Source organism: Devriesea agamarum, from assembly GCF_900070355.1.
Lineage (GTDB): Bacteria > Actinomycetota > Actinomycetes > Actinomycetales > Dermabacteraceae > Devriesea > Devriesea agamarum.
In genome coordinates, this window is record NZ_LN849456.1 from 1,569,157 (window position 1) to 1,590,284 (window position 21,128).

18 protein-coding genes are annotated in these 21,128 nt (G+C 61.9%); 7 read left to right on the forward strand and 11 right to left on the reverse strand.

From position 1 onward, the window contains the following. Window positions 1–81: 81 nt before the first annotated feature. The 6 genes from BN1724_RS13080 (at window position 82) to BN1724_RS06865 (ending at window position 8,603) form a co-directional block, all read left to right on the forward strand. Window positions 82–189 carry a potassium-transporting ATPase subunit F gene (locus BN1724_RS13080; protein ID WP_197671767.1) on the forward strand — a complete coding sequence of 36 codons (108 nt, stop codon included), beginning with the start codon at window positions 82–84 and terminating at the stop codon, window positions 187–189. Continuing rightward, window positions 186–1,877 carry a potassium-transporting ATPase subunit KdpA gene (gene kdpA / locus BN1724_RS06845; protein ID WP_058234759.1) on the forward strand — a complete coding sequence of 564 codons (1,692 nt, stop codon included), beginning with the start codon at window positions 186–188 and terminating at the stop codon, window positions 1,875–1,877. Before BN1724_RS13080 ends, kdpA begins: the two co-directional genes overlap by 4 nt. Continuing rightward, window positions 1,874–3,991 carry a potassium-transporting ATPase subunit KdpB gene (gene kdpB / locus BN1724_RS06850; RefSeq protein ID WP_058234760.1) on the forward strand — a complete coding sequence of 706 codons (2,118 nt, stop codon included), beginning with the start codon at window positions 1,874–1,876 and terminating at the stop codon, window positions 3,989–3,991. The genes kdpA and kdpB overlap by 4 nt, the downstream gene beginning before the upstream one ends. Before the next feature lie 371 nt (window positions 3,992–4,362). Next, entirely contained in the window at window positions 4,363–4,983 is a 621-nt protein-coding gene (gene kdpC / locus BN1724_RS06855) for a potassium-transporting ATPase subunit KdpC (protein ID WP_231928182.1), read from the forward strand. 126 nt (window positions 4,984–5,109) lie between these two features. Continuing rightward, window positions 5,110–7,920, forward strand: coding sequence for a sensor histidine kinase (locus BN1724_RS06860; protein WP_269447055.1), 2,811 nt, complete (start codon window positions 5,110–5,112; stop codon window positions 7,918–7,920). Continuing rightward, window positions 7,917–8,603, forward strand: a complete 687-nt coding sequence (locus tag BN1724_RS06865; RefSeq protein ID WP_058234762.1) for a response regulator transcription factor — start codon at window positions 7,917–7,919, stop codon at window positions 8,601–8,603. Before BN1724_RS06860 ends, BN1724_RS06865 begins: the two co-directional genes overlap by 4 nt. 200 nt (window positions 8,604–8,803) lie before the next feature. Here BN1724_RS06865 and BN1724_RS06870 read toward each other — a convergent pair whose 3' ends face one another. From BN1724_RS06870 to BN1724_RS06900, 7 genes are all read right to left on the reverse strand, one after another. Then, a complete protein-coding gene (locus BN1724_RS06870; RefSeq protein ID WP_058234763.1) occupies window positions 8,804–9,661 on the reverse strand; it encodes an LPS-assembly protein LptD in 858 nt (285 codons plus the stop codon). A 546-nt stretch (window positions 9,662–10,207) separates the two neighbouring features. After that, window positions 10,208–11,320 (reverse strand): c-type cytochrome biogenesis protein CcsB, encoded by a 1,113-nt coding sequence (gene ccsB, locus BN1724_RS06875; protein WP_058234764.1) that lies wholly within the window; start codon window positions 11,318–11,320, stop codon window positions 10,208–10,210. Window positions 11,321–11,337: 17 nt separating this feature from the next. Continuing rightward, complete coding sequence (resB, locus tag BN1724_RS06880) at window positions 11,338–13,206, reverse strand: cytochrome c biogenesis protein ResB (protein ID WP_084252844.1); 1,869 nt, start codon at window positions 13,204–13,206, stop codon at window positions 11,338–11,340. After that, complete coding sequence (locus tag BN1724_RS06885; RefSeq protein ID WP_231928183.1) at window positions 13,206–13,985, reverse strand: cytochrome c biogenesis CcdA family protein; 780 nt, start codon at window positions 13,983–13,985, stop codon at window positions 13,206–13,208. Before BN1724_RS06885 ends, resB begins: the two co-directional genes overlap by 1 nt. Beyond that, window positions 13,982–14,575: a TlpA family protein disulfide reductase gene (locus BN1724_RS06890; RefSeq protein ID WP_084252845.1), complete on the reverse strand. Its 594-nt coding sequence runs from the start codon at window positions 14,573–14,575 to the stop codon at window positions 13,982–13,984. Before BN1724_RS06890 ends, BN1724_RS06885 begins: the two co-directional genes overlap by 4 nt. Continuing rightward, window positions 14,572–15,219: a histidine phosphatase family protein gene (locus BN1724_RS06895; protein WP_058234765.1), complete on the reverse strand. Its 648-nt coding sequence runs from the start codon at window positions 15,217–15,219 to the stop codon at window positions 14,572–14,574. Before BN1724_RS06895 ends, BN1724_RS06890 begins: the two co-directional genes overlap by 4 nt. Before the next feature lie 99 nt (window positions 15,220–15,318). Beyond that, window positions 15,319–15,783 (reverse strand): MarR family winged helix-turn-helix transcriptional regulator, encoded by a 465-nt coding sequence (locus tag BN1724_RS06900; protein WP_058235838.1) that lies wholly within the window; start codon window positions 15,781–15,783, stop codon window positions 15,319–15,321. Window positions 15,784–16,295: 512 nt separating this feature from the next. Here BN1724_RS06900 and BN1724_RS06905 point away from each other — a divergent pair. Continuing rightward, complete coding sequence (locus tag BN1724_RS06905; RefSeq protein WP_058234766.1) at window positions 16,296–16,838, forward strand: YceI family protein; 543 nt, start codon at window positions 16,296–16,298, stop codon at window positions 16,836–16,838. Between the two features lie 25 nt (window positions 16,839–16,863). Here BN1724_RS06905 and BN1724_RS06910 read toward each other — a convergent pair whose 3' ends face one another. The 4 genes from BN1724_RS06910 to BN1724_RS06920 all read right to left on the reverse strand — a co-directional run bounded on the left by BN1724_RS06910 (window position 16,864) and on the right by BN1724_RS06920 (window position 21,127). Continuing rightward, entirely contained in the window at window positions 16,864–17,172 is a 309-nt protein-coding gene (locus tag BN1724_RS06910) for a glutaredoxin family protein (RefSeq protein ID WP_058234767.1), read from the reverse strand. Window positions 17,173–17,316: 144 nt separating this feature from the next. Next, the gene (locus BN1724_RS12600; RefSeq protein WP_003792170.1) at window positions 17,317–17,415 is read right to left on the reverse strand and encodes a 30S ribosomal protein bS22; all 99 of its coding nucleotides are present in this window, start codon (window positions 17,413–17,415) and stop codon (window positions 17,317–17,319) included. A gap of 107 nt (window positions 17,416–17,522) precedes the next feature. After that, complete coding sequence (locus BN1724_RS06915; RefSeq protein ID WP_058234768.1) at window positions 17,523–19,160, reverse strand: GTPase family protein; 1,638 nt, start codon at window positions 19,158–19,160, stop codon at window positions 17,523–17,525. Beyond that, window positions 19,157–21,127, reverse strand: a complete 1,971-nt coding sequence (locus tag BN1724_RS06920; protein WP_084253124.1) for a dynamin family protein — start codon at window positions 21,125–21,127, stop codon at window positions 19,157–19,159. The genes BN1724_RS06915 and BN1724_RS06920 overlap by 4 nt, the downstream gene beginning before the upstream one ends. Window position 21,128: the final 1 nt, after the last annotated feature.

Sequence of the window (21,128 nt, forward strand, 5' to 3'; positions counted from 1 at the left end):
CATGCTCGATCTGGTGCTGATTGCACTCATCCTCATCGTTTTCGGCGTTCTCACGCTCATCAGCTCAGGGGTGGAGAAGCTGTGAGCCACCTCTTGGATACGGTGGCGTCCCTGAGCGCATGCGGCCTGGGCATAGCCGCCATCGTCTATCTGGTCATCGCCCTTGTGCGGGCGGAGAAGTTCTCATGAGCGAGGGTCTGATTTCACTGTGGCCAACCATCGGCCAAATCGCTCTTCTCATCGCCATACTTGCCGTTCTGTATGTTCCGCTCGGCGGTTACATGGCCCGCATCTTTACCGCACCCGGCCACTGGCGCATCGAACGCTTGGTCTACCGGCTGATTGGGGCTGACCCCGACTCTGAGCAGACAGCATTCCGTTACACCCGCAGCGTGCTGGGGTTCAGCCTGGTCAGCATCGTGGTCCTCTATGCACTACTACGGTTGCAAGAGTTCCTGCCTCTGAACCTGGGGCACCACGGCCTCAATCCGCTGACCTCGTTTAACACCGCGATCAGCTTTGTCACCAACACCAACTGGCAGATGTACTCGCCTGAACAGGTGCTCGGTCACGGGGTTCAGATGTTCGGGCTGACCGTGCAAAACCTGGCCTCGGCAGCGGTTGGAATCTGCGTAGCAATAGCCCTCGTGCGGGGACTGACCCGTCAGCGCACAGAGGCGATCGGGAACTTCTGGGTGGATTTCACCCGCTGCTGTGTGCGGCTGCTGCTCCCCCTTGGATTTATTGCCGCCCTAGCCCTGATCGCCTGCGGAGTGATCCAAAACCTGCACCTGCCGACCGACGTCACCACCCTCACCGGGGCGCACCAGAGCATCCCGGGCGGTCCGGTCGCCAGCCAGGAAGCCCTTAAGGAGCTGGGAACCAACGGCGGCGGATTCTTCAACGCCAACTCTTCGCACCCCTTCGAGAACCCGAACGGAATCTCCAACCTGATTGAGATTCTGCTGATGCTGGCAATCCCATTTGCCCTTCCCCACACCGTCGGTGTGCTCGCGGGCGACTGGCGGCAAAGTATCACCATCGCGGCAGTGATGGGTGCCTTGTTCTTGGTGTCCGTATCGCTTCTGACCTGGATCGAAAGCCGCGGTCTCGGTTCGGCGTCCCAGCTAGCTGGGGGCGCCATGGAGGGCAAAGAGGTTCGATTCGGAATCGCCTCCTCCGCGCTCTTTGGCACCGCTTCGACTCTGACCTCAACCGGCGCTGTGAACTCCATGCACGACTCCTATACCGGGCTTGGAGGCTTGATGCTGCTGCTGAACATGCAGCTCGGTGAGGTTGCTCCCGGCGGAGTGGGATCGGGACTGTACGGGATGTTGATCCTGGCAATCGTCACGGTCTTCGTCGGCGGGCTCCTCGTGGGTCAAACCCCTGAATACCTCGGGAAAAAGATCGGCACCGGGGAGATGAAGCTGGCTAGTTTGTATGTGCTCACGATGCCCACGTTGGTGCTTGGCGGACTCGCGCTGAGCTTCGGCATCCCGGCTCTGCGCCACAGCATCATCAGTGATTCTCTGACGAACACGGGCAATCACGGGGTGTCGGAGGTGTTGTACGCGTTTACCTCCGCAGCGAATAACAACGGCAGCGCGTTCGCGGGTCTAACCTCATCCACTCCCTGGCTTGCGACTGTTCTAGGGGTGATCATGCTGCTGGGTCGGTTCGTGCCGATGATCTGCATTCTGGCGCTCGCGGGCCGCTTTGCCCGCCAGCAGCGACTGCCCTCCACCGCTGGCACCCTACCCACCCACGGGCTCCAATTCGTGGTACTTCTCCTCGGCATCACGGTCATCGTGACCGCATTGACCTTCCTCCCCGTGCTCGCACTCGGGCCTCTCGCAGAAGGGCTCCCCCGATGACTACCTCTCCCCGTCGCCGGGTTTTCGGGCCTCGGCAAATCCGTGAGGCCCTGCCCGGGGCCCTGCGCAAACTTGATCCTCGTCTGATGTGGCACAGCCCCGTCATGCTGCTGGTGGAAGTCGGTGCCGCCTATCTGAGTGTGCTCGGCATCGCGGAACTGGCCGTCGGTGCGGCCCCGACGTCCGGCGGGGAAACTATCCCGACGGGTTTCACCCTGATCATCGCTGCGCTACTTTGGTTTACCGTCCTTTGCGCTAACCTCGCCGAGTCTGTGGCGGAAGGACGCGGAAAAGCCCAGGCGGCAGCGTTGCGATCGACCCGCACCGACACCCCCGCTCATCGGGTGATTGACTTCGATCCCATCCAAGACCCCGCCGCTACCAGCTCCCGTGTGGACGTCATCAGCTCAGCGGACCTCAGCGTGGGCGATGTGGTTGTGGTCTCTGCCGGCGAAGCAATTCCTGGAGATGGCGACATTATCCATGGAATAGCCAGCGTCGATGAGTCGGCGATCACCGGAGAATCCGCGCCGGTAGTTCGGGAGTCGGGGGGCGACCGCAGCGCTGTCACCGGCGGCACCCGAGTGCTATCAGACCGGATCGTCGTGCGTATCACCTCCCAGCCCGGCCAAACCTTCGTCGACCGCATGATCGCCCTGGTCGAAGGATCCGAACGTCAGCGCACCCCCAACGAAATTGCACTGAATATCTTGCTCGCATCGCTGTCGGTGGTGTTCGTCGTAGTGTGTCTGACCCTGCGACCCGTGGCCGGATATCTGGGCGCCGCACCCAGCATTGCTGTGCTGATCGCCCTGCTGGTCTGCCTGATCCCGACCACCATCGGGGCGTTACTGAGCGCCATCGGTATCGCCGGTATGGACCGGCTAGTCCAACACAACGTACTGGCTATGTCCGGGCGTGCCGTGGAAGCCGCCGGCGATGTCACCACGCTGCTGATGGATAAGACGGGAACCATCACCTATGGCAACCGCCGGGCCGCAGAGTTTCGTACGGTGGGTCATGTCAGCGACCAAGATCTGCGCGACAGCGCCGTGCTCGCTTCTCTGGCCGACCACACGCCGGAAGGCCGCTCGATCCTGGACCTCGCCGCAGCTCAGGGTGCGAACCCCGCCGAGACGGTTCCGGGAGTCGCGGTCGAGTTCACCGCCCAAACGCGCATGTCGGGCCTGGACCTCCCCGACGGCACCCAGATCCGTAAGGGTGCTGGATCCGCGATCTTGGCGTGGATCGGGGCCATCGCTGATGACGACCCACGTCAAACAGCTGTGGACGCCATGCAGGATCATGTGGCACAGATCAGCACCGTCGGCGGTACCCCGCTGGTGGTAGCGCGGAAGGATCCGTCCGGACGCGGCGAGGTGCTCGGCGTGGTCTACCTCAAGGACACGGTGAAGGAAGGTCTCGCGGAGCGCTTTGCCGAAGTGCGTCGCATGGGCATCCGGACCGTCATGATTACCGGCGACAACGAACGCACCGCCCGCGCCATCGCTGCTGAAGCCGGAGTGGACGACGTGCTGGCAGAAGCCACCCCCGAGGACAAGCTGGCCCTCATCCGCCGTGAGCAAGAAGGCGGCCGCCTGGTCGCGATGACCGGTGATGGGACAAACGATGCGCCCGCTCTGGCTCAAGCCGATGTCGGCGTGGCGATGAACACCGGGACGTCTGCCGCAAAAGAAGCCGGGAACATGGTGGACCTGGATTCTGACCCCACCAAACTGATCGATATCGTGCGGATCGGTAAACAGCTGCTCATTACCCGAGGAGCGCTCACCACCTTTTCCATCTGCAATGACATTGCAAAATACTTCGCGATCATTCCCGCGATGTTCGCCGCAGCATTCCCCGGTCTGGCGGTGCTGAACATTATGCATTTGCACTCCCAGGCGAGCGCCATTCTGTCGGCGGTGATCTTCAACGCCCTGGTGATTCTCGCGCTGATTCCGCTAGCTCTGCGCGGGGTGCGGTACACCGCCGGGAGTGCGTCGCGCATTCTCACTCGCAACCTTTTAATCTACGGGCTCGGAGGAGTGATTGTGCCATTCATCGGCATCAAACTGATCGACCTCATTGTGCAGTTCCTTCCTGGTTTCTAGCCGGTTAGTCAACGGTCACCACTGGTTTCACACCGGTTTATCGCCGCTGCCTTACCGCTCTTGGCCGCAATCTCTTTCGCAGTCCTCTGCCCATACCCGACCCCAGTTGTTCAGCTGACAGGAAGCCCGCTATGTCCTCTCCATCACCGCTCACCCCGCCGAGCAGTTCTGTGAGCAGCTGCGTCAATTCGTTCGCTCGTTCTCCTAAGTCTCCCGAGACCGCTCATCTGAGGGGAGCTACTCCGCCTGGTTCTGTTTCGGACGGTCCTGTTTCGGGTGGTCCTGTTTCGGGTGGTTCTATTCCTGGCGGGCCGCCATCCCGTCCACGCCGGTACTTTTTGCCACCGTCTCTCAGGCCGCTGTGGACTGCGGTGCGCACTCTCGTGGTCATCACGGTCGCAGCCGGGGTGATCTACCCAGCAGCCGTCACCCTGATCGGGCAGATGCTGATGCCGTGGCAATCTAACGGCCAGCTGGCCAGCCAGAACGGCCAACCGGTCGGGTCCCGGCTGATCGGTCAGAGCTTCACCCGCGCCGATGGCACACCGATTGCGGGCTACCTGCAAAGTCGGCCCTCAGCCGCCGGAACCACGGGGTATGACGCGCTCAGCTCCTCTGCCAGCAATCTGGGCCCCGAAAACCCCAAGCTGATCAGCGACATCGCGCAGCGCCGCCAGCAGATCACAGGCAATGACCTCCAGGGCGCACCCGGTGGCTCCCCACAGAATCCGTCGACGTCACAGATTCCCGCCGACGCATTGACCTCCTCCGCTTCTGGCCTGGATCCCGACGTGAGCCCCGCCTACGCCTCGCTCCAGGTTGATCGCATTGCCCGAGCCCGGGGTGTGAGCGCGGACGTCGTGCGCACGGTGATCAACCGCCATGTGCAGGGCCGCGAGTTTGGGATCCTGGGTTCCCCGCGGGTCAACGCGCTCGCTGTGAATCTCGACCTGGACCGCACTTTCGGCCCGCTCCCCCGATCCGCACGATGACTGCGGCCCCACGGCCACGTGTATCTCTCCAATCGGCACCAACAAACTGTTCTGTTAGTCCCCGCAGCATTGTGACCACAGTCCATGCAGCTGCATAGGTCTAGCCCCGTGCTTCACAATGGTTCTGTGGCAAAAAGACGAGGTCGATTGCGGGTCCTTCTAGGTGCCGCCCCGGGTGTTGGTAAAACCGTGGCGATGTTGGAAGAGGGCAGCCGCATGGCGGCGGAAAACGTTGACGTGGTGGTTGCCCTGGTGGAAACCCATGGCCGCCGAGTCACCGCGGAGCGGGTCGGATCACTGGAAGTGATTCCTCGCCGTGAGGTGACCCACCGTCGCGTCACCCTCACCGACATGGACCTTCCCGCGGTGCTTGCCCGCGCCCCGCAGGTGGCGTTGGTGGATGAGCTCGCGCATACCAACGCCCCCGGCGGAGTGCACGAAAAACGGTGGGAAGACGTGGAGGACCTCCTAGATGCTGGGATCGACGTGATCACCACGGTCAATATCCAGCACATTGAGTCTCTCAATGATGTCGTCCAATCCATTACCGGGATCGTCCAACGCGAGACGGTCCCCGACGATGTGGTGAGGCGGGCTGACCGCATCGAAGTGGTCGATCTAACCCCTCGGGCTTTGCGCGAACGCCTCGAAGCCGGGCAGGTCTATCCCACCGACCGCATTGATGCGGCGCTGTCGAACTACTTTCGGCTCGGCAACCTGACGGCTCTGCGCGAGCTCGCTCTGCTGTGGCTGGCCGATGAGGTCGACTCGGCTTTGGCCGCATATCGGGCTGAGCACGGAATAGATTCCCGTTGGGAAGCCCGGGAGCGGGTGGTTGTGGCTCTTGCGGGCGGTCCTGAAGGGGAGACTCTTTTGCGCCGGGGAGCTCGGATTGCCTCGCGGTCCTCCGGTGGACGGTTGCTAGCTGTTCACGTGACCGCCGCTGACGGTTTGCGTGCCCCGTCCGCTATTGCTTTGCAGCAGCAACGCCAGCTGGTGGAGCAGCTGGGCGGAACTTTCCACCAACTGGTTGGCGACGACGTTCCCGCTACCTTGATTGACTTTGCGCGATCTGTCAACGCCACGCAGCTGGTCGTGGGGGTCTCACATCGTTCTAATCTCGCGCGACTGCTCGGTGGCCCCTCAATCGGCTCTGCTGTGATTCGTTCCAGCGGCGACATTGACGTGCACATCGTTACTCATGATCAGGCTGGGGGTCGTTTCGCATTACCGCGGCTGAGCGGGGCGATTACCTGGCGCCGGCAGCTCACGGCGCAGGTCATCGCACTGATGGTGATTCCTCTGCTGACGTGGTGGCTCACCTCTGTTCGCAACGAAGATTCCATGGCCACGAGCGTGCTCGTCTATCAAGTGGTCGTTATTCTGGTGACGCTGCTGGGCGGGGTGTGGGCTGCGCTCACCGCAGCCGTCTTATCCGGGTTTCTTCTTGATTTCTTTTTGATCAGACCGTTCTACACCGTCACTATTGCTGATCCGTGGCATCTTTTCGCCCTCATTTTGTATCTGGCGTCTGGGCTTCTGGTGGGCCTGGTGGTGGACCGTTCGGCGCGCACAGCGGTGATCGCCCGGCGCCGAGCCGCCGAGTCGGAACTGCTCGCCTCCCTCACCGGTGCGATGCTGCGTTCCAATGACCCGGTGACTACTTTGCTGAACCGCACTCGAGAAGCGTTCGGGATGCATGCGGTGGCACTTCGTCGCGACGGGCGGGAGGTTGCGCGCAGTGTGGACACGTATAGCGAAACCCGTCAGGGTTCAGGAGAGGATATGCAAGACGGCTCGTATCGAAGCTCCCATCGGGACACCACCAGCGCCAACGAAGCAGTTATCCAAACCATTCCTGTCGGACAGCAGGCTTCGCTGGAGCTGATTGGCCCGGTGCTCGATGGCAGGGATCGGCGTCTGGTCGGGGCCATTGCAGATCACCTTCAGGTGGAGCTCGAACGGGCTGACCTCACCCAGGCGGCCCGCATCGTTGAGCCGTTAGAAGAGGCCGATAAGGTGCGGCGGGCGCTTTTGGTTGCTGTTGGGCATGATGTGCGCCGGCCGCTGGCAGCTGCCACCACTGCGGTGGACGGTTTGCTCGATCCTGCGGTCACGTCGGAATCGGATCGCTTGGCGTTATTGTCTACTGCCCGCACTAGCCTTGCTAATCTCAAAGATCTGGTCACTAATCTGCTGGATGTGTCCCGGCTGCAATCGGGCCAGATGGCCGTTCATCTTGCACCGACCGATGTTGAGTCCTGCCTGCTCCCTGCGCTGGAGGAGACCGGGGCCGATCCTGCCCGGCTCACTCTCGATTTAGACCCGGCAGTGCCTCAGGTTCTTGCCGATGGCGCGCTACTCGTACGGGTGCTGGTGAATCTTTTAGCCAACGCAATGCGGCACTCTCCCGACGATCAGCCGGTGACGGTCTCGACCAGCAGCTTCGGTGATCTGGTGGAAATTCGGGTCGCCGACCGTGGTCCGGGAGTTCCTCCGGAGCGACGCGATGACATGTTCCGGCCGTTTCAGCGTCTGGGCGATACCGACAATGAAACTGGTCTCGGGCTCGGTCTTGCCCTGACCCAAGGGTTCGTGGAGGGTATGCGCGGGGTCTTGGAGGCTGAGACAACTCCCGGGGGTGGGCTGACCATGTGCGTGCAGCTTCGGGTTGCTCCTGCTCTGGATGACGGCGATGGGCAGACCGATCAGGACGTTGTGGCCTCCCCTGGTCCACAGTCAGTTCCCTCTCCGCCCACCCCGGAACAGTCTTCTACCCCTACCCCGGAACGTTCCTCTATCCCGCCCATTCCGGATCAGTCTTCCACCCCTACCCCGGAACGTTCCTCTACCCCGCCCATTCCGGACGAGCCTTCTAGCCCGTCCGCCCGACAGTCTCATGTCGCATCACCTACATCCTTTGAGGAGCACCCGTGACCAGGATCCTGCTGGCAGACGACGACCCGCAGATTCTGCGCGCCCTATCGATCACCTTGCGCGCGCACGGCTACGAGGTGACATGCGCGAAGGACGGCGCCGAAGCGGTGCGCGCTGCCGTGGGCGTCACCCCCGACCTGGTGATGGTGGATTTGGGGATGCCAGAGATGACGGGCCTCGAGGTCATTGAGGCGATCCGGGGTTGGTCGCAGGTTCCGATTCTGGTGGTGTCGGGACGAACGGAGTCCTCAGATAAGGTGACCGCTTTGGATCTCGGAGCGGATGACTACGTGACGAAACCGTTTTCTACGGATGAGCTGCTGGCCCGTATTCGGGCGCTTACTCGGCGTGGATCCGCTCTGCCCGATGCGCCAGCCACGGTGGATTTTGGGGTTGTGCGAGTTGACCGGGCTGCTACCCAGATTGTGAATGTGCACACGGGGCGTCCCATTCATCTGACGCCGACCGAGTGGAAAATATTGGATGTTCTTTTGGACAATCCGGGGCGTCTCGTCACCCGTTCTCAGATTTTTACGGCCCTATGGGGTGAGAACCAGGTGGCAGATACCGGGTACCTGCGTCTATATATTTCTCAGCTGCGCAAGAAACTTGAGCCTGATCAGGCTCGGCCACGACACCTGCTCACCGAGCCCGGTATGGGTTACCGGCTCGTCATTGAGTGATAGCGCCGGTCTGTGCCCGGTCTACATCGACATCGACACAGATCATGATGAGCCGGGTTTGGCTATGGGGCGACGTCGTGGGTGAGCGGCATGCGTTGCCTCAACCTTAGGGGCCGGGCGATAGTGCCCCCCACAAACCACAGGCGACCGCATCCGGGGATGGATGCGGTCGCCTGTGTGGATGTTATAGCTATAGCCCTTTAGAAACACACCTTGAAGTCGCCGACGGCGATTTCCTGCAGGTAATATCCCTTCGGGTCATCGAGATACCAGTACTGACGGGTATTACCAATGGGCGCCACGTTCTCGTACGTGAAGAGATAGGTCGATGACGACAGCGGTGAGTCGTGAGTCACCGTCACCGCGGCATAGTTTGAACCGTCATTGGGACGGACACCATATGCGGGGGTGAGTTCGGTGCCGCTGGTCGCCGACAGAGGAGACGTGTAGCGCGAGTAGCCCTTGAAGTTCGACGCAGGGTCGGACAGAGTGATCTTGTCGATCCAGCGCCCGTAGCTACCCTCGCCACCACGGTCAAAGTCAAACACCGTGTAGGTAATCGACTTCGGGGTCTTCGGGAACTTGAAGGTCACGGTCTGTTTGGGCATGAGGTTATTTTCGGGGCCACCAGCAGGCCGCTGCTGAGCGAGCACGAGACCCTTACCGTTCGGCTGCGATGGTTCCCCCGGAGAGCCGGTCAGCCTAATGGCAACCCCACCGATCGAGTCCCATCCTGCGTTGAAGCCGATGGAGAAGTCCCCGACGGTTCCATCCTTCGTCATGGAGTCAGGTGTACCGACAATGCGCTCCTGGGACACATACATCTCGACGTCGGGCTTACCTGCGGCGTCACTGCGCAGCATCACGCTACGGCGAGCGTCATAGCCCTGCTTGCCCGAGACAATCTTCGAGCTGGACCAGTCCAGGGTGTAGCAGCCAGACACACCCGATGCAGAGGCCGCGTATGCCGGTGCCGTAGAGGTCAGTGCCGCGACAGGGACAGTCCATGCCGCGCCCTTGGCAAAGGCCCTCCGCTTGATGTTCGTCGTGTCGCCCACTAGAGCTTCCCCTTTGCGATTACAAGGTTTTATCGTACACGTTCCCTTTGGTCGTTATAGAGGATACATGACCCACGGCATACCGACAAGTTCGCCAACAAACTACGCAGTTCTACACTGTGTCGAGCGGGACGGCTCACCCCATAACCCGAGAGTTCGACCAGCTCCTCGCCCACGAGAAACCCGGCGCCTGAGCATCTGCCCCGCCCCGACGCAGGAAACGCCGCAGCGACATATCCGAGCTCATTTACGGGGTCACCATCAGCGAAACACCAACGATCGCCACCATCGGATTTGCGCGAAGCCTCTACCAGATTTATGCGGAGCCCCCACCGATAGACGAACATTTAAAGATGTCCACCCATTCAAGGTGAATAGCAAATAAATGAAGGCGGCAGGAGAATGGAACCTAGCGCGAACACCAGAACACACGCCTTGGCACGAATCGGCACCGGGGGTAGCCAAATAGAGGGAAACTGCGAGTCACACTTCGAGAAGTAAACTCCTCCGAAGTTTCGTCAAGCACTCACCATCAGCAGGCGCGCGTCACAGACCCGAATACGAATGCATGCCGTTGAGCATCGTATTGACAACGGTGAAGTTGAGAATCAGGCAAACCACACCGACCAGCGAGAAAATCGCAGCGCGAGTGCCCCTGAAACCGCGGGTGCTGCGAGCATGCAAATACGCCGCATAAACCACCCAGATAACAAACGTCCACACTTCTTTGGGATCCCATCCCCAAGGACGACCCCACGCATAGTTAGCCCAAATAGCACCCGCGATCAGCGTAAAGGTCCACAGCACGAACCCGATCGCGTTAAGGCGAAAAGCCAGCCCCTCCAAATCGTGCGCACCGGGGAGTTTCGCCATTGCACCCCATTGAGCAGACCGCTTTTCCCGGGCCGTTTGCACCAGCTGCAAAATCGTGGCAACGGCTCCTAGGGCATACAGCGCCGTCGCAAGAATCGCAACGCTGACGTGAATAACGAGCCAATGCGAGTTCTGCAAACCGGGGGTTAATTGCGCGGCGGGCAAGAACCATTGAGTTTGCGCAACCATCATGGTGAGCAGCATGGGGCCGAGGATGAAGGTGCCCAAGTAGCGAAGATCGCGCCACAGGAGCAGCCCTAGGAACATGGCGATAATGACACAACCGCCGGTTACCGCGAACTCATACATGTTGCCCCACGGCACGCGCTGGGTGGCCCAGCCTCGCAGCACCACTCCACCCAGGTGCGCAACAAATGCGACGACCATCATCGCCAAGGCGAAGGATGCGGCTGGGCGGCGGGCAGTCGTCCCCGAGAAAAGATGACTTGTTTCCAAGCCGTCACCGGACGCGAGAGCCTGCCGGTTTGCGTTGCGCTCATCCGGACCGATCAGACCACTGACCGAACCGGCCCCATCCTGAGCCTCGTCTTCATCTGGACGTTCCATCACTGCCGTGGCGGTAGCGCCCGCGGCCCCCGACGCTTTGGAGCTCGTCGCAACAGCCGACATCTTTTGCGCTGCACGGGCGCGTTCAAAGCGACGCTCCGAACGACGAGCCCCTGAAAAAGCGAGGTCAATACCGAAGGCGATGAATGCCACGGTGTAGACCGCCAGGGCAACCACGATGAGGAGGTTAGAGAATCCGGCGAGTTGTTGATCGACCATAGCGAGTCCTCAGGGCTTTAGGAGTCGGGGCTTGTGGAGTCTGACAGCGCGGCGTCGGGGATATCGCCACCGCGGTTGCGGGTAGTGGGGATTATTGTCTCTGGTTTTCTAGTATCGCGGTTTTCGAGACCGCGTTGGTCAGGATCGGGGCTGCGGCTGCCAGAGCCTTTGTCGCATAGGCCATCGATGGCGGTGCGACGTTGCTCTGGGCTCGATGTCGAGTCTAGGCCGTTCTCGCCGACTAGTGCAGGGTTGGGTTCATCGAGCGGGCTCCTTGGCCCATCTGACCTATCCGTCTGAGCATCTTGTGGACCCGGCGCACCGAGACGAGCAGCCAGGGCCGCCACATCTCGGGTGAGGTTGTAATCCTCGCTGCGCGCCAGAGCAGCGGTCTCAATGACCAGCACCGGTGCTCCAGACACCGAGGTCCCTGTCTGGGCGCGCACCCACATCCGGCGACGCGGAACGAACAGCGACAGCGCCAACCCGAATAGCGCTGTCAGGCTCATCACCAAGGTCAGAATCAAGAAAGGATCGTGTTTCACATCGAATGCGGCATACCGACGTACTCCTTCAAAACTCACGGAGCCTCCGCCGGGAAGGGTGATGCTTTCTCCCGGTGTCAGTCGGATCAAGAAGGGAGATCCATTTTGGCCGGTAACCGGCTTCAAATTGGTCAGATCGATCTGGTAGGCGTTGCGGGGAATACCGCCGTCGAGGCCTAAGTCACCGGTATATACGGTGGCAGCGATCTGGGGGTTCAAAAGGTCGGGGTAGAGGGAGCGGGGTCCTTTGGCATCGATCGTTGCTGTGGGCATAAAGAAGCCGACTAATGCCAGCTGCTGCGGCTGGGCGTCCGGCGCTTTCACGATCAGCTGAGAGGTGTAATTTCCGTCGCGAGGGATGGTGATCATGGGCCCGTCGGCAACCACATGCCCGGTGCGGTCGGTGATTTTAATGATCGGAGCGTATCCGTTGCCCATCAGGAACACGTCGGCTCCTGGAATGCTTAAAGGCTCATTGACCTGGACTGTTTGGTCAAAGGTACCGCGGCCCGGTTCGTTCACGTTGACATCTGCCAAGAACGAACGCGGTTGCCCGAATTGACGTCCGGGCTGAGTTTCGTAGGTGGCGCGGAACTTCTTGAGCGTGAATTGAAAGTCAGGTAGGTCGGAGCGATCAAACCACGGCCCGGAGCTAAAGGAGTCATAGCGAGATAGGGAGTTGGAAAAACCTTCGCCTTCGACCACGGTCAGCTGCCCGCGATACTGCGTCAGATGGCCTAGTGCCACCCCAATCAGGACCCCTACCAGCGCCAAATGAAAGAGGAGGTTGCCGGTCTCCCGCAGGTATCCGCGTTCAGCGCTCACGCTGACCGCCTCGCCCTCTGCGAGGATTCGAGTGCGGTATCGGCGCCCGCGCAAGTCAGTGCGCGCTAAGTGGGCAATCTGCTCCGGTCTGAGGTCGTCCTCAAGGGGAACTTCCCACCTGGTGTATCCCACGAAACGGTCGAGACGGCGCGGAGTACGCGGTGGCTGCGAACGCAGCTGACGCACGTGGATAGTCAGCCGAGGAATGACACAACCGATAAGGGAGATGAAAAGCAGCAGATAGATCGCAGAGAACCACACCGAGCCGTAGACGTTAAACATCCCGATGGAGTCGAGGAAACGCCCCCAGGATCCGTTGCGTTCGAGAAACTGTTCCGTCTTGGCAGGGTCGATCCCGCGCTGTGGATACAGTGACCCCGGCAATGCGGCAATAGCCAGCAGCATCAGCAGCAATAGGGCGGTTTGCATGCTGGTGAGCTGCCTCCATAAAAACCGGAGGAAACCCACGGGCCCGAGCCGGGGCATGGTGACATCCGAAGTCGATTTGCGCGCCATTACACCACCGTCTCCACGGGTCCGATGAAGGTCTGTAACTGTGCCATCCAAGCCGCCCATTGCCCGGTGAGCAGGAGAACCCCGATCACCACGAGAAGGGCGCCACCGAGCACCGTAATAGTTCGGCGATGCGTCGACAGGGCACGGCTGGCGGCCATGGCGTGTCGGAATAGGAGGGCAAAGCCGACGAAGGGAAGGCCCAGTCCGAGTGAATAGGCGACGGCGAGCACTGCGCCGCGGGTCGCCGATCCCTCCCCCAGTGACAGTGCGGCAACGGCGGCGTAGGTGGGGCCGATGCACGGTGTCCATGACAGGCCGAACACGATCCCCAGCAGCGGAGCTCCCCAGAGGCCGGCATCTGGTCGACGCGCGATTCGTTTCTCTCCGGACAGCGCAGGGAATGCGCCGAGGAACAGCAGCCCCATGAAGATCACTAACACGCCTGCGCCGCGGTCAATCCATCCCGACCATCCCTTAAACAGATGCCCTACCAGCCCAAAGAACACGCCCATGGCGAGAAACACCAGCGTGAATCCGGCAACGAACAGGGCAGCTCCTGCGAACATCCGGCCTTTGCGGGGCTGGGCGGTGTCTTGTCCGGCGAGTCCGGAGACGTAGCCGAGGTAACCCGGCACAATTGGCAGCACACAGGGGGAACAAAACGCCACGATGCCTGCGGCCATAGCCACGGGAATGGCCAACAGCATGGATCCGTTCAGCACGGTTCCAGCGAAAGCCTCGCCGATCTTCGCCAGGTCAATTCCTGTCGGGGGCATCATTCGGCGAGGACCCGGTCGATCATGGCCCGTAGGGTGCTGGGTTCCACGGCGCCGGAGATTCGGGCAGCGGGACGTCCTGCGCGGTCCAGGACCAGGGTGCTGGGCACAGCGTTTGGCGCCACATTGCCGCGCATGGCGTACAGGATGCTGGAGTCAGGATCGGGCATAGACGGGTAGGGGATCTGATAACGCTGCTCGAATGCTTCGGCGGGGCCTTTGTGATCGCGCACGTTGACCCCGATGAAGTTCACACCTCGGTCTTGGTAGGCGTGGGCAATATCGCGCAGGTGAGGGGCTTCGACCCGGCATGGGGCGCAGGAGGCGTACCAGACGTTGATTACCAAAACCCGTCCGCGCGCGGAAGCTGCGCTGAATGGTTTGCCACTGTAGGTGGTGCCGGAGAAATCCAGGGGTTTACCCCGCTTATCCGGGGTAATTTCCGTGGTCACGCCGTCTCCGGAAACGAACCCTTTGTCGTATCGCCCGGAGGCATCGCCGCCTGAGCATGCGGCAAGCACCGGGATGGCGGTGAGGGCGCCGAGGGTTGCGATCAGGCGGCGGCGGGGAAACCGAGCGGGGGTGGGGTTCACGTGAGCTTGCCTCCGGTGGCGTCAACAGCGTCGCCGTACAGGTCGGCGGCGGGTTCGGCGTACTCCACTCCGAGCAGCTGGGAACCGCTGAAGCGGAAGGATGTCACCGAGCCTAGTCGGCATTGCCGACGACGGGGGTCGTGAGCTAGGCGCCGTCCTTCAGCTGCGAGGCGGGTGACCCAGATCGGCAATTGGTGCAGGACCAGCACCGCTTCGTGTCCGTCGGCGCGCAACCGAGCGTCGTGCACAGCGGCCATCACGCGCTGGACTTGGTCGCGGTAGGGCTCTCCCCAGGATGGTCGGAACGGATTGATCAGGTAGGGCCAGTGCACGGGGCGCGTTAAGCGTCCTGCTCCGTGCCCCACGCGCAATCCTTCAAAGTGGGCTCCCGCTTCGATCAGACGCTGATCAGTCCCTATGGGCAGGTTGTGTGCGGCGGCAATGGGGGCAGCGGTCTGTCGGGCGCGTAACAACGGGGAGGAGATGACCAGGGTGACATCGTGATCCGCAAGGTAGGCTCCGGCGCGCTCTGCCATGCGCTGTCCAAGCTCAGAGAGCCGGTAACCCGGAAGGCGTCCGTAGAGGATCTTGTTCGGGTTGTGGACCTCGCCATGGCGTACGAGGTGAACAGTGGTTTCGGTCATCTCGTCGCTACTCCCTGCTCTCTCACGGCTGTTGCCGCGTTGTCACCGCTCGATGCGACCCTTGGTTGGGGTCATGCGTCGTGGTTGGACGGTAGCAGGTCAGTCCTCGTCGTGTGCGACGAGCACCTTGTGCATGATGCGTCCGAGCTGGAGGAAGTCGTCCCGGCCCACCACGTCGATGAAATGTTCGATTACGGACGCTACATGATGAGGGGCGGCATATTCCAAGGCGGCATAGCCGACGTCGGTTAAATGAGCTTCTCGCCCTCGACCGTCGTTGGCGCAGCGAATCCGCTCAACGTAGCCGCGACGCTCGAGGCGAGCGACCGTGTGGGTCAGCCGCGAGCGCGAATGGACGATCTGCTCGGCTAGTTCTGACATGCGCAGATGTCGTCCTTCAGCTTCGCTGAGGCGTACCAAAATCTCGTATTCCGGAAGAGATAGGTCAATATCAGGTGTTTGCTCGAGTACCTGGGAGAAATGCTCATGCAGGAGCGATGAGGCGAAGAGGTAAGTCCGCCATGCTCGCTGCTCCTCATCGTCGAGCCAGCGGGTGGAGGTCATGCAGACATCGTACGCATCCACCACGGAATCAACGCTACTGGTAGAGCGTGAGCTCTATCGCCCAATAGCACAGCTTAGGCGACTACAGACGGTTACTGAGCAGTATGAAAACAACATTTCGGCATCAATATTGCGACTCGACCCCTCGGCGACCAATCTCCTGAGGACAATCCCCCCTCAGCTGGTCACCCTGCGTCCCACTCTCTCGTCACCCTCAGTCAAATCTCTTCGTCGAGCCTCTCCGTCAACTCTCCCGGCTAGCCCTCTCGGTCAACTTTCTCAGCCAGCTCTCAATGCGGCGCACACCCAACAGTGCGGCACCAATCTGACCGTTCCCCGCACGCGCCACAGCGCGCCGCATATCCCACTGCGTGCCACGCGTCCACAGTGCGCCATACACCCGATGTAGACCTTGACAGCGCCGTTTCACACCCGTTAGTTTATTTTTAAACTAGATTGAGTGGTGGGGCTCCCGACTACATCCACCACCCCACCGACCCGAAGGAGACACCATGACCGCTCTACCCACCGGACTCACCGCCGGACGCTGGACGCTGGACGCCGCACACACCGAAGTCGGCTTCTCCGTACGTCACGCAGGCATCTCCAAGACCCGCGGCTCATTCCGCGACGTCACCGGAACCCTCACCCTCGGAACCAGCCTCCAAGACAGCCAGCTCGACGCCACCGTCCAGATCGCCTCCATCGACACCGGCAACACCGACCGCGATAACCACCTGCGCGGAGAGGACTTCTTCGACGCCGAGCAGTTCCCCACCATGACCTTCCACGCCTCAGCAATTGACGACAGCACCCTTGCCGGCGAACTCAGCATTCACGGCGTCACCCGTGACATCACCTTCACGTATGAATTCCTCGGCGCCACCACCGACCCCTTCGGTGCCTACCGGGCCGGATTTGAAGCCACCGCCACAATCTCCCGCAAAGACTTCGGACTCACCTGGAACGCAGCCCTGGAAGCAGGCGGTGTACTGGTCGGCGACAAAGTCACCATCCAGCTGAGCGCCGAATTCGTCGCTCCCACCGCGAGCTGACCAGACACAATCAACCCAATTGGCGTTATCGACCCAGCACGCGGCGCCACCATGGCCGGCACCCTAAGGCCTTGGTGAGCGCCGCTTCATGCACCCTGAACCGGCAAATCACCCGGCCAGCCACCAAAACCACCGGCACATCCTCACCGAACCGGGCACGATCATCCGGATCAGCATCGACATCTCGGACCACAACGTCGGCGCCGTGAGCCTCCGCAATGCGGCGCACAACCGGCAGAGCCTCCTCGCATAAATGACACCCCACCCGCGTCACAAAGGTCACACGCGGCGGAGTCGATCCGGCGGAAGCCGAACAAGGTGTGGGATCAGGCATATCCGCAGCCTAGCCGGTCAGGCCGACGCACCCGGCCACACGCCATGACCCACCTCAACGGCATCTGCGCCGAGGACACGCCGCCCACACAGCATGAGGGCCGCCCCAGAAGCTTCCGGGGCGGCCCTCATGCGTGAACAAACGTCACTTCTTGTTGCGACGCTGATGGCGAGTCTTACGCAGCAGCTTGCGGTGCTTCTTCTTCGCCATGCGCTTGCGGCGCTTCTTAATCACAGAACCCATGGGGTACCTCGTCTTCGGATGGTCCGGTCCCGGACAGCCCGGGATGGTCAGGCAACGGTGCCCAGAAGCAGCCGGGCACGCAGACAAAACAGCAGTTTACATGGCGCTCACGGGCGCGTCGCCGCCCTCAGAGCGTGGCGGGCACCACGCAAACGGTCAAGTTCCTCATCTAAAGGAGCTAAAACCAGCTCATCAGCGACGTCGGCAACCGCCGATTCCAGCCGCTCGCGCACCTGACGCGAACGCCACCGGCTAGCCAGCGCCGCGCACGCACCACCCCCCAGAGCAACCAGCACACCCAGCGCTAAACCGAGCACGACCAGCACCGTCGGAAGAGGAATCGGAATTCCCAGCCCATCGACCATCGGCGGAGACGGCAACGGTAACTGCGCATACGCAAGCACCGCCAACAAGCTGAGCCACCCCAAGCCGACCACCAGCACCGCCAGCGCAAGCCACTGCAATACCCCGAGCACCGGCCACCACCAGGAACCGCGTTGCGCGCCGAGATCTGTTCTAGCGACCGCCTGATCCAAAGCGTCAGGAAGAGCATCGTCATGGCGACGAACCGCTTGACGCACCACCGGACACCACCCCTCAGGCACACCGTGCATAGAGGTCTCCGCCAGACGCCGCAACCCTCCATCGACATAAGCCCTCTGCGCGGCCCCGGCCGCCGGCAACGAGGTACGCCGAAGATCAGCCGGTTCGGACCGCCCCGCAAGTCCCAGTCGGCGCAGCGGATCGGGGCGGAACCGAGAGATCCACCGCACAAACGGCCAACCCGTCGCATGGTGAGCCCGTTTGCGATACGACCCAGCCGCCGCCTGCGCGATCTGCGGCACCCGGACGGCACTGGCCAAATCCGACGTCAGCGCATCGACGTCGCTCGATGACGGTCCAGGAACATCGACATCGCCCACGCTCCCGACCAATTCGGTGCCTACCCGCTGCAGATCAGCCAGGATCCGACGCCCGGCCGCATCTCGACGCCGAGCCACGTCATCAATCCTCGCCCACAGCTCATCGATTCCCTCGCCGGTGCGCGCAGACGCCGCCACCACCGGAACCCGACTGAGACCATCCGCTGCCAGCACCTCCCGCAACGACCGCAGGACATCCTTGCGATCCTCCGGGAGCAGCCGATCCACCTGGTTCAGCACCACCAAGGTGACAGCACCGTGTCCAGCATGCGGGGCCACAAAATCCCGGTGGAGCACGGCGTCAGCATATTTCTGAGGATCCAGCACCCACACCAGCACATCGACGACTTCAGCAAAATGTTCTGCCACCCGCCGATGCTCATCTGCCACCGAGTCGAAGTCGGGAAGATCCAGCAGCACCAGATGGCGGTCCTCACCCATCACGTGCCGATCAGTCACACCGAGCCAGTCCAGCAGTTCCTCACTGCCCTCGGACCCCCAGATCGCCGCCAGCGGGCGGCTCGTCGTCGGACGCCGCACATGTGTACGCGCAATATCGCGACCAGCCAGCGCATTCATCACCGTAGATTTACCGGAACCGGTGGCCCCGAATAGGCCAACTACGGTGTGCTCAGCCGACAGCAACCGGCGCGCCCGGGCCGAGCCCACCACCTGCCGAGCACGCTCAATCAGCGCATTGTCGATCCGGCCTTCGGCGCATTCGCATACGTCCTCCAGAGCTTCAATACGGGCAGCCAGCCGGTGCTCACCGCCCAGTCCACCATCGATATCCTGCTTAGGCTGGTTCTTCCTTCCAATCATGAGAGATCACCCGCCTGCCGCGGTGCCGCTACCTCATGCGCCAGCGCCCGCACCTCCTCGACAGCTTCCCGCAACGACTCCGGCGACGGCCCCAAATCCACCGCGTCAATACGGGCGGTGAAATCCTCCATTCGGGCCGCCCCCAGGGCACGCAAACGGTCCTCGAGCTGGTCGCGTGCCGTCCGAGCCAAACGGCGAACCGCTTCATCGCCAAAGATCGTCTCCAGCAGCTTCTGACCGATCACAGCCGTTCCCGCACCCACCCCAACTTCCAAACCGGTGGGGATGAAAGCCGTCGAGGCAAACACCACCACCATCAGGGCGATGCCGACCACGTTGACCCCTAGCGACAAAATCCGTGCCCGTTGACGACGATCTCGCCCCTCGGTGGAGACCAGCTCCAAAACATCTGCCTGCCAGTCTCGAATCGCACGGGCAACGTCGTCACCGGTGGAGTTGGGCAGCCGAGCCATATCGTCACCGTTCAACAGCAGCCGCCCCGACGGATCGGCGCGCCACGCGGAATCTACCCGTTCACACGCCCGGGCCAGTTCCTCAATCACAACACTGCGCAAACCCGTCTCCAACGCCTGTTCAACCCGAATGGCCGGCGCCGGTTTTCCGCGCAGGAACGCCCCTGCCCGGTCACGCATCCGCGAAAACCACGCCTCCACCCCGCGGAAAAACTCGCCTGCGCCCACAAGATCCTGCCAACGGGCCAGCACCTCGCCACGCAGAAGCGAACCATCGGAGACCGCCTCCACAATGTGATCATGGGCGGTTTTAAACGCAGAACTGACCTCTGCGCGACGGGCCTGTAACGCAGTGGCCTGGTCCTGCGTTGCCACCGCAATGCGCTGAGTGCCTGCGGCCACTGCCTGCAATGCACCCGCCAACGTGCGACGCGCGAGCTCAGCGCGGCGGCCCGCATCGTGCGCGAGCTCCCTCATCCAGGTGTCCAACGGTTCAATCGCCGCACGCGAGACTAAACCGTCATGATCCAGCGGCATTTCGCGCACGGGGAATAGAGCGGCGGGTTCCAGCCCGCGACGGACCAACAACGCGGACAGATCCTCAAGTAGCTCAGCAGTCACCGCGTCATCAATGCCCGCCTCCGCTGATGCGGATGAAGTCTCTGCGGACAGAGTATCTGGGGATTCAGCAGGTGTTCCCGATGCCCACCCGGTGCCGAGTTGAGAATTCGTGGCGGTCGCAAACGGTGCCGGAATCCGATTCATCACGATGGCAACGGTGATATCCCGATCCGCAGCCTGATCCAGCAACACCCACGGAACCGCGTCGGCATAGCGATTCGCTGTGGTCACAAAGATCCACAAGTCAGCCGCCCGCAATAGCTGCCCGGCCAAACGCCGGTTGGCTTCAGAAACCGAATCCACATCCGGGGCATCTAACAGCGCTAAACCGCGCGGAACCGCAGGATCAGCGACTAGTTCCAGCCCTCCGGGACCAGCGGCATCGCCCCCCGCGCCGGACCCTAAGCGGCCCGCGCGACCCGTTGAGCCCTGGCCACCTTGGTCTGCCTGATCTCGACGGATCCTCGCCAACCCCGGCAGAATCCGCGACCCTTCAAACCAAGGCGCATCCTCGGGATGATGCACAAGAATCGGGGTGCGCGTGGTCGGACGAATCGCCCCAGCCCGAGTGACCCGCCGACCAATCAGCGAGTTGACCAAAGTCGACTTTCCCGCACCGGTCGAACCACCGACAACCGCCAGCAACGGAGCCGACAGTGATCTGATCCGCGGCAACACATGATCGGCAAGCTGTCCGCTCACGGCGGCAATCTCATCACGCGCCTGATCAGCACCCGGAACCGGTAACGGCAGCCGTACCCCAGAAAGCTGGTCACACAACCGAGTGAGCAGGGCCTCTTCAGATCCCGCCCCGGCGCCAGGTACGCCCGTTGGGGAAACTGTCCGGGGAACTAACGGATCCTGTGTATCCATG

Coding starts and splice junctions, on each gene's coding strand:
- BN1724_RS12600 (WP_003792170.1), bottom strand. CDS start 17,415: ATGGGTTCTGTGATTAAGAAGCGCCGCAAGCGCATGGCGAAGAAGAAG.
- BN1724_RS06915 (WP_058234768.1), bottom strand. CDS start 19,160: ATGATTGGAAGGAAGAACCAGCCTAAGCAGGATATCGATGGTGGACTG.
- BN1724_RS06920 (WP_084253124.1), bottom strand. CDS start 21,127: ATGGATACACAGGATCCGTTAGTTCCCCGGACAGTTTCCCCAACGGGC.
- BN1724_RS06895 (WP_058234765.1), bottom strand. CDS start 15,219: ATGACCGAAACCACTGTTCACCTCGTACGCCATGGCGAGGTCCACAAC.
- BN1724_RS06910 (WP_058234767.1), bottom strand. CDS start 17,172: ATGCCTGATCCCACACCTTGTTCGGCTTCCGCCGGATCGACTCCGCCG.
- ccsB (WP_058234764.1), bottom strand. CDS start 11,320: ATGGTCGATCAACAACTCGCCGGATTCTCTAACCTCCTCATCGTGGTT.
- kdpB (WP_058234760.1), top strand. CDS start 1,874: ATGACTACCTCTCCCCGTCGCCGGGTTTTCGGGCCTCGGCAAATCCGT.
- resB (WP_084252844.1), bottom strand. CDS start 13,206: ATGGCGCGCAAATCGACTTCGGATGTCACCATGCCCCGGCTCGGGCCC.
- BN1724_RS06885 (WP_231928183.1), bottom strand. CDS start 13,985: ATGATGCCCCCGACAGGAATTGACCTGGCGAAGATCGGCGAGGCTTTC.
- kdpA (WP_058234759.1), top strand. CDS start 186: ATGAGCGAGGGTCTGATTTCACTGTGGCCAACCATCGGCCAAATCGCT.
- BN1724_RS06905 (WP_058234766.1), top strand. CDS start 16,296: ATGACCGCTCTACCCACCGGACTCACCGCCGGACGCTGGACGCTGGAC.
- BN1724_RS06900 (WP_058235838.1), bottom strand. CDS start 15,783: ATGACCTCCACCCGCTGGCTCGACGATGAGGAGCAGCGAGCATGGCGG.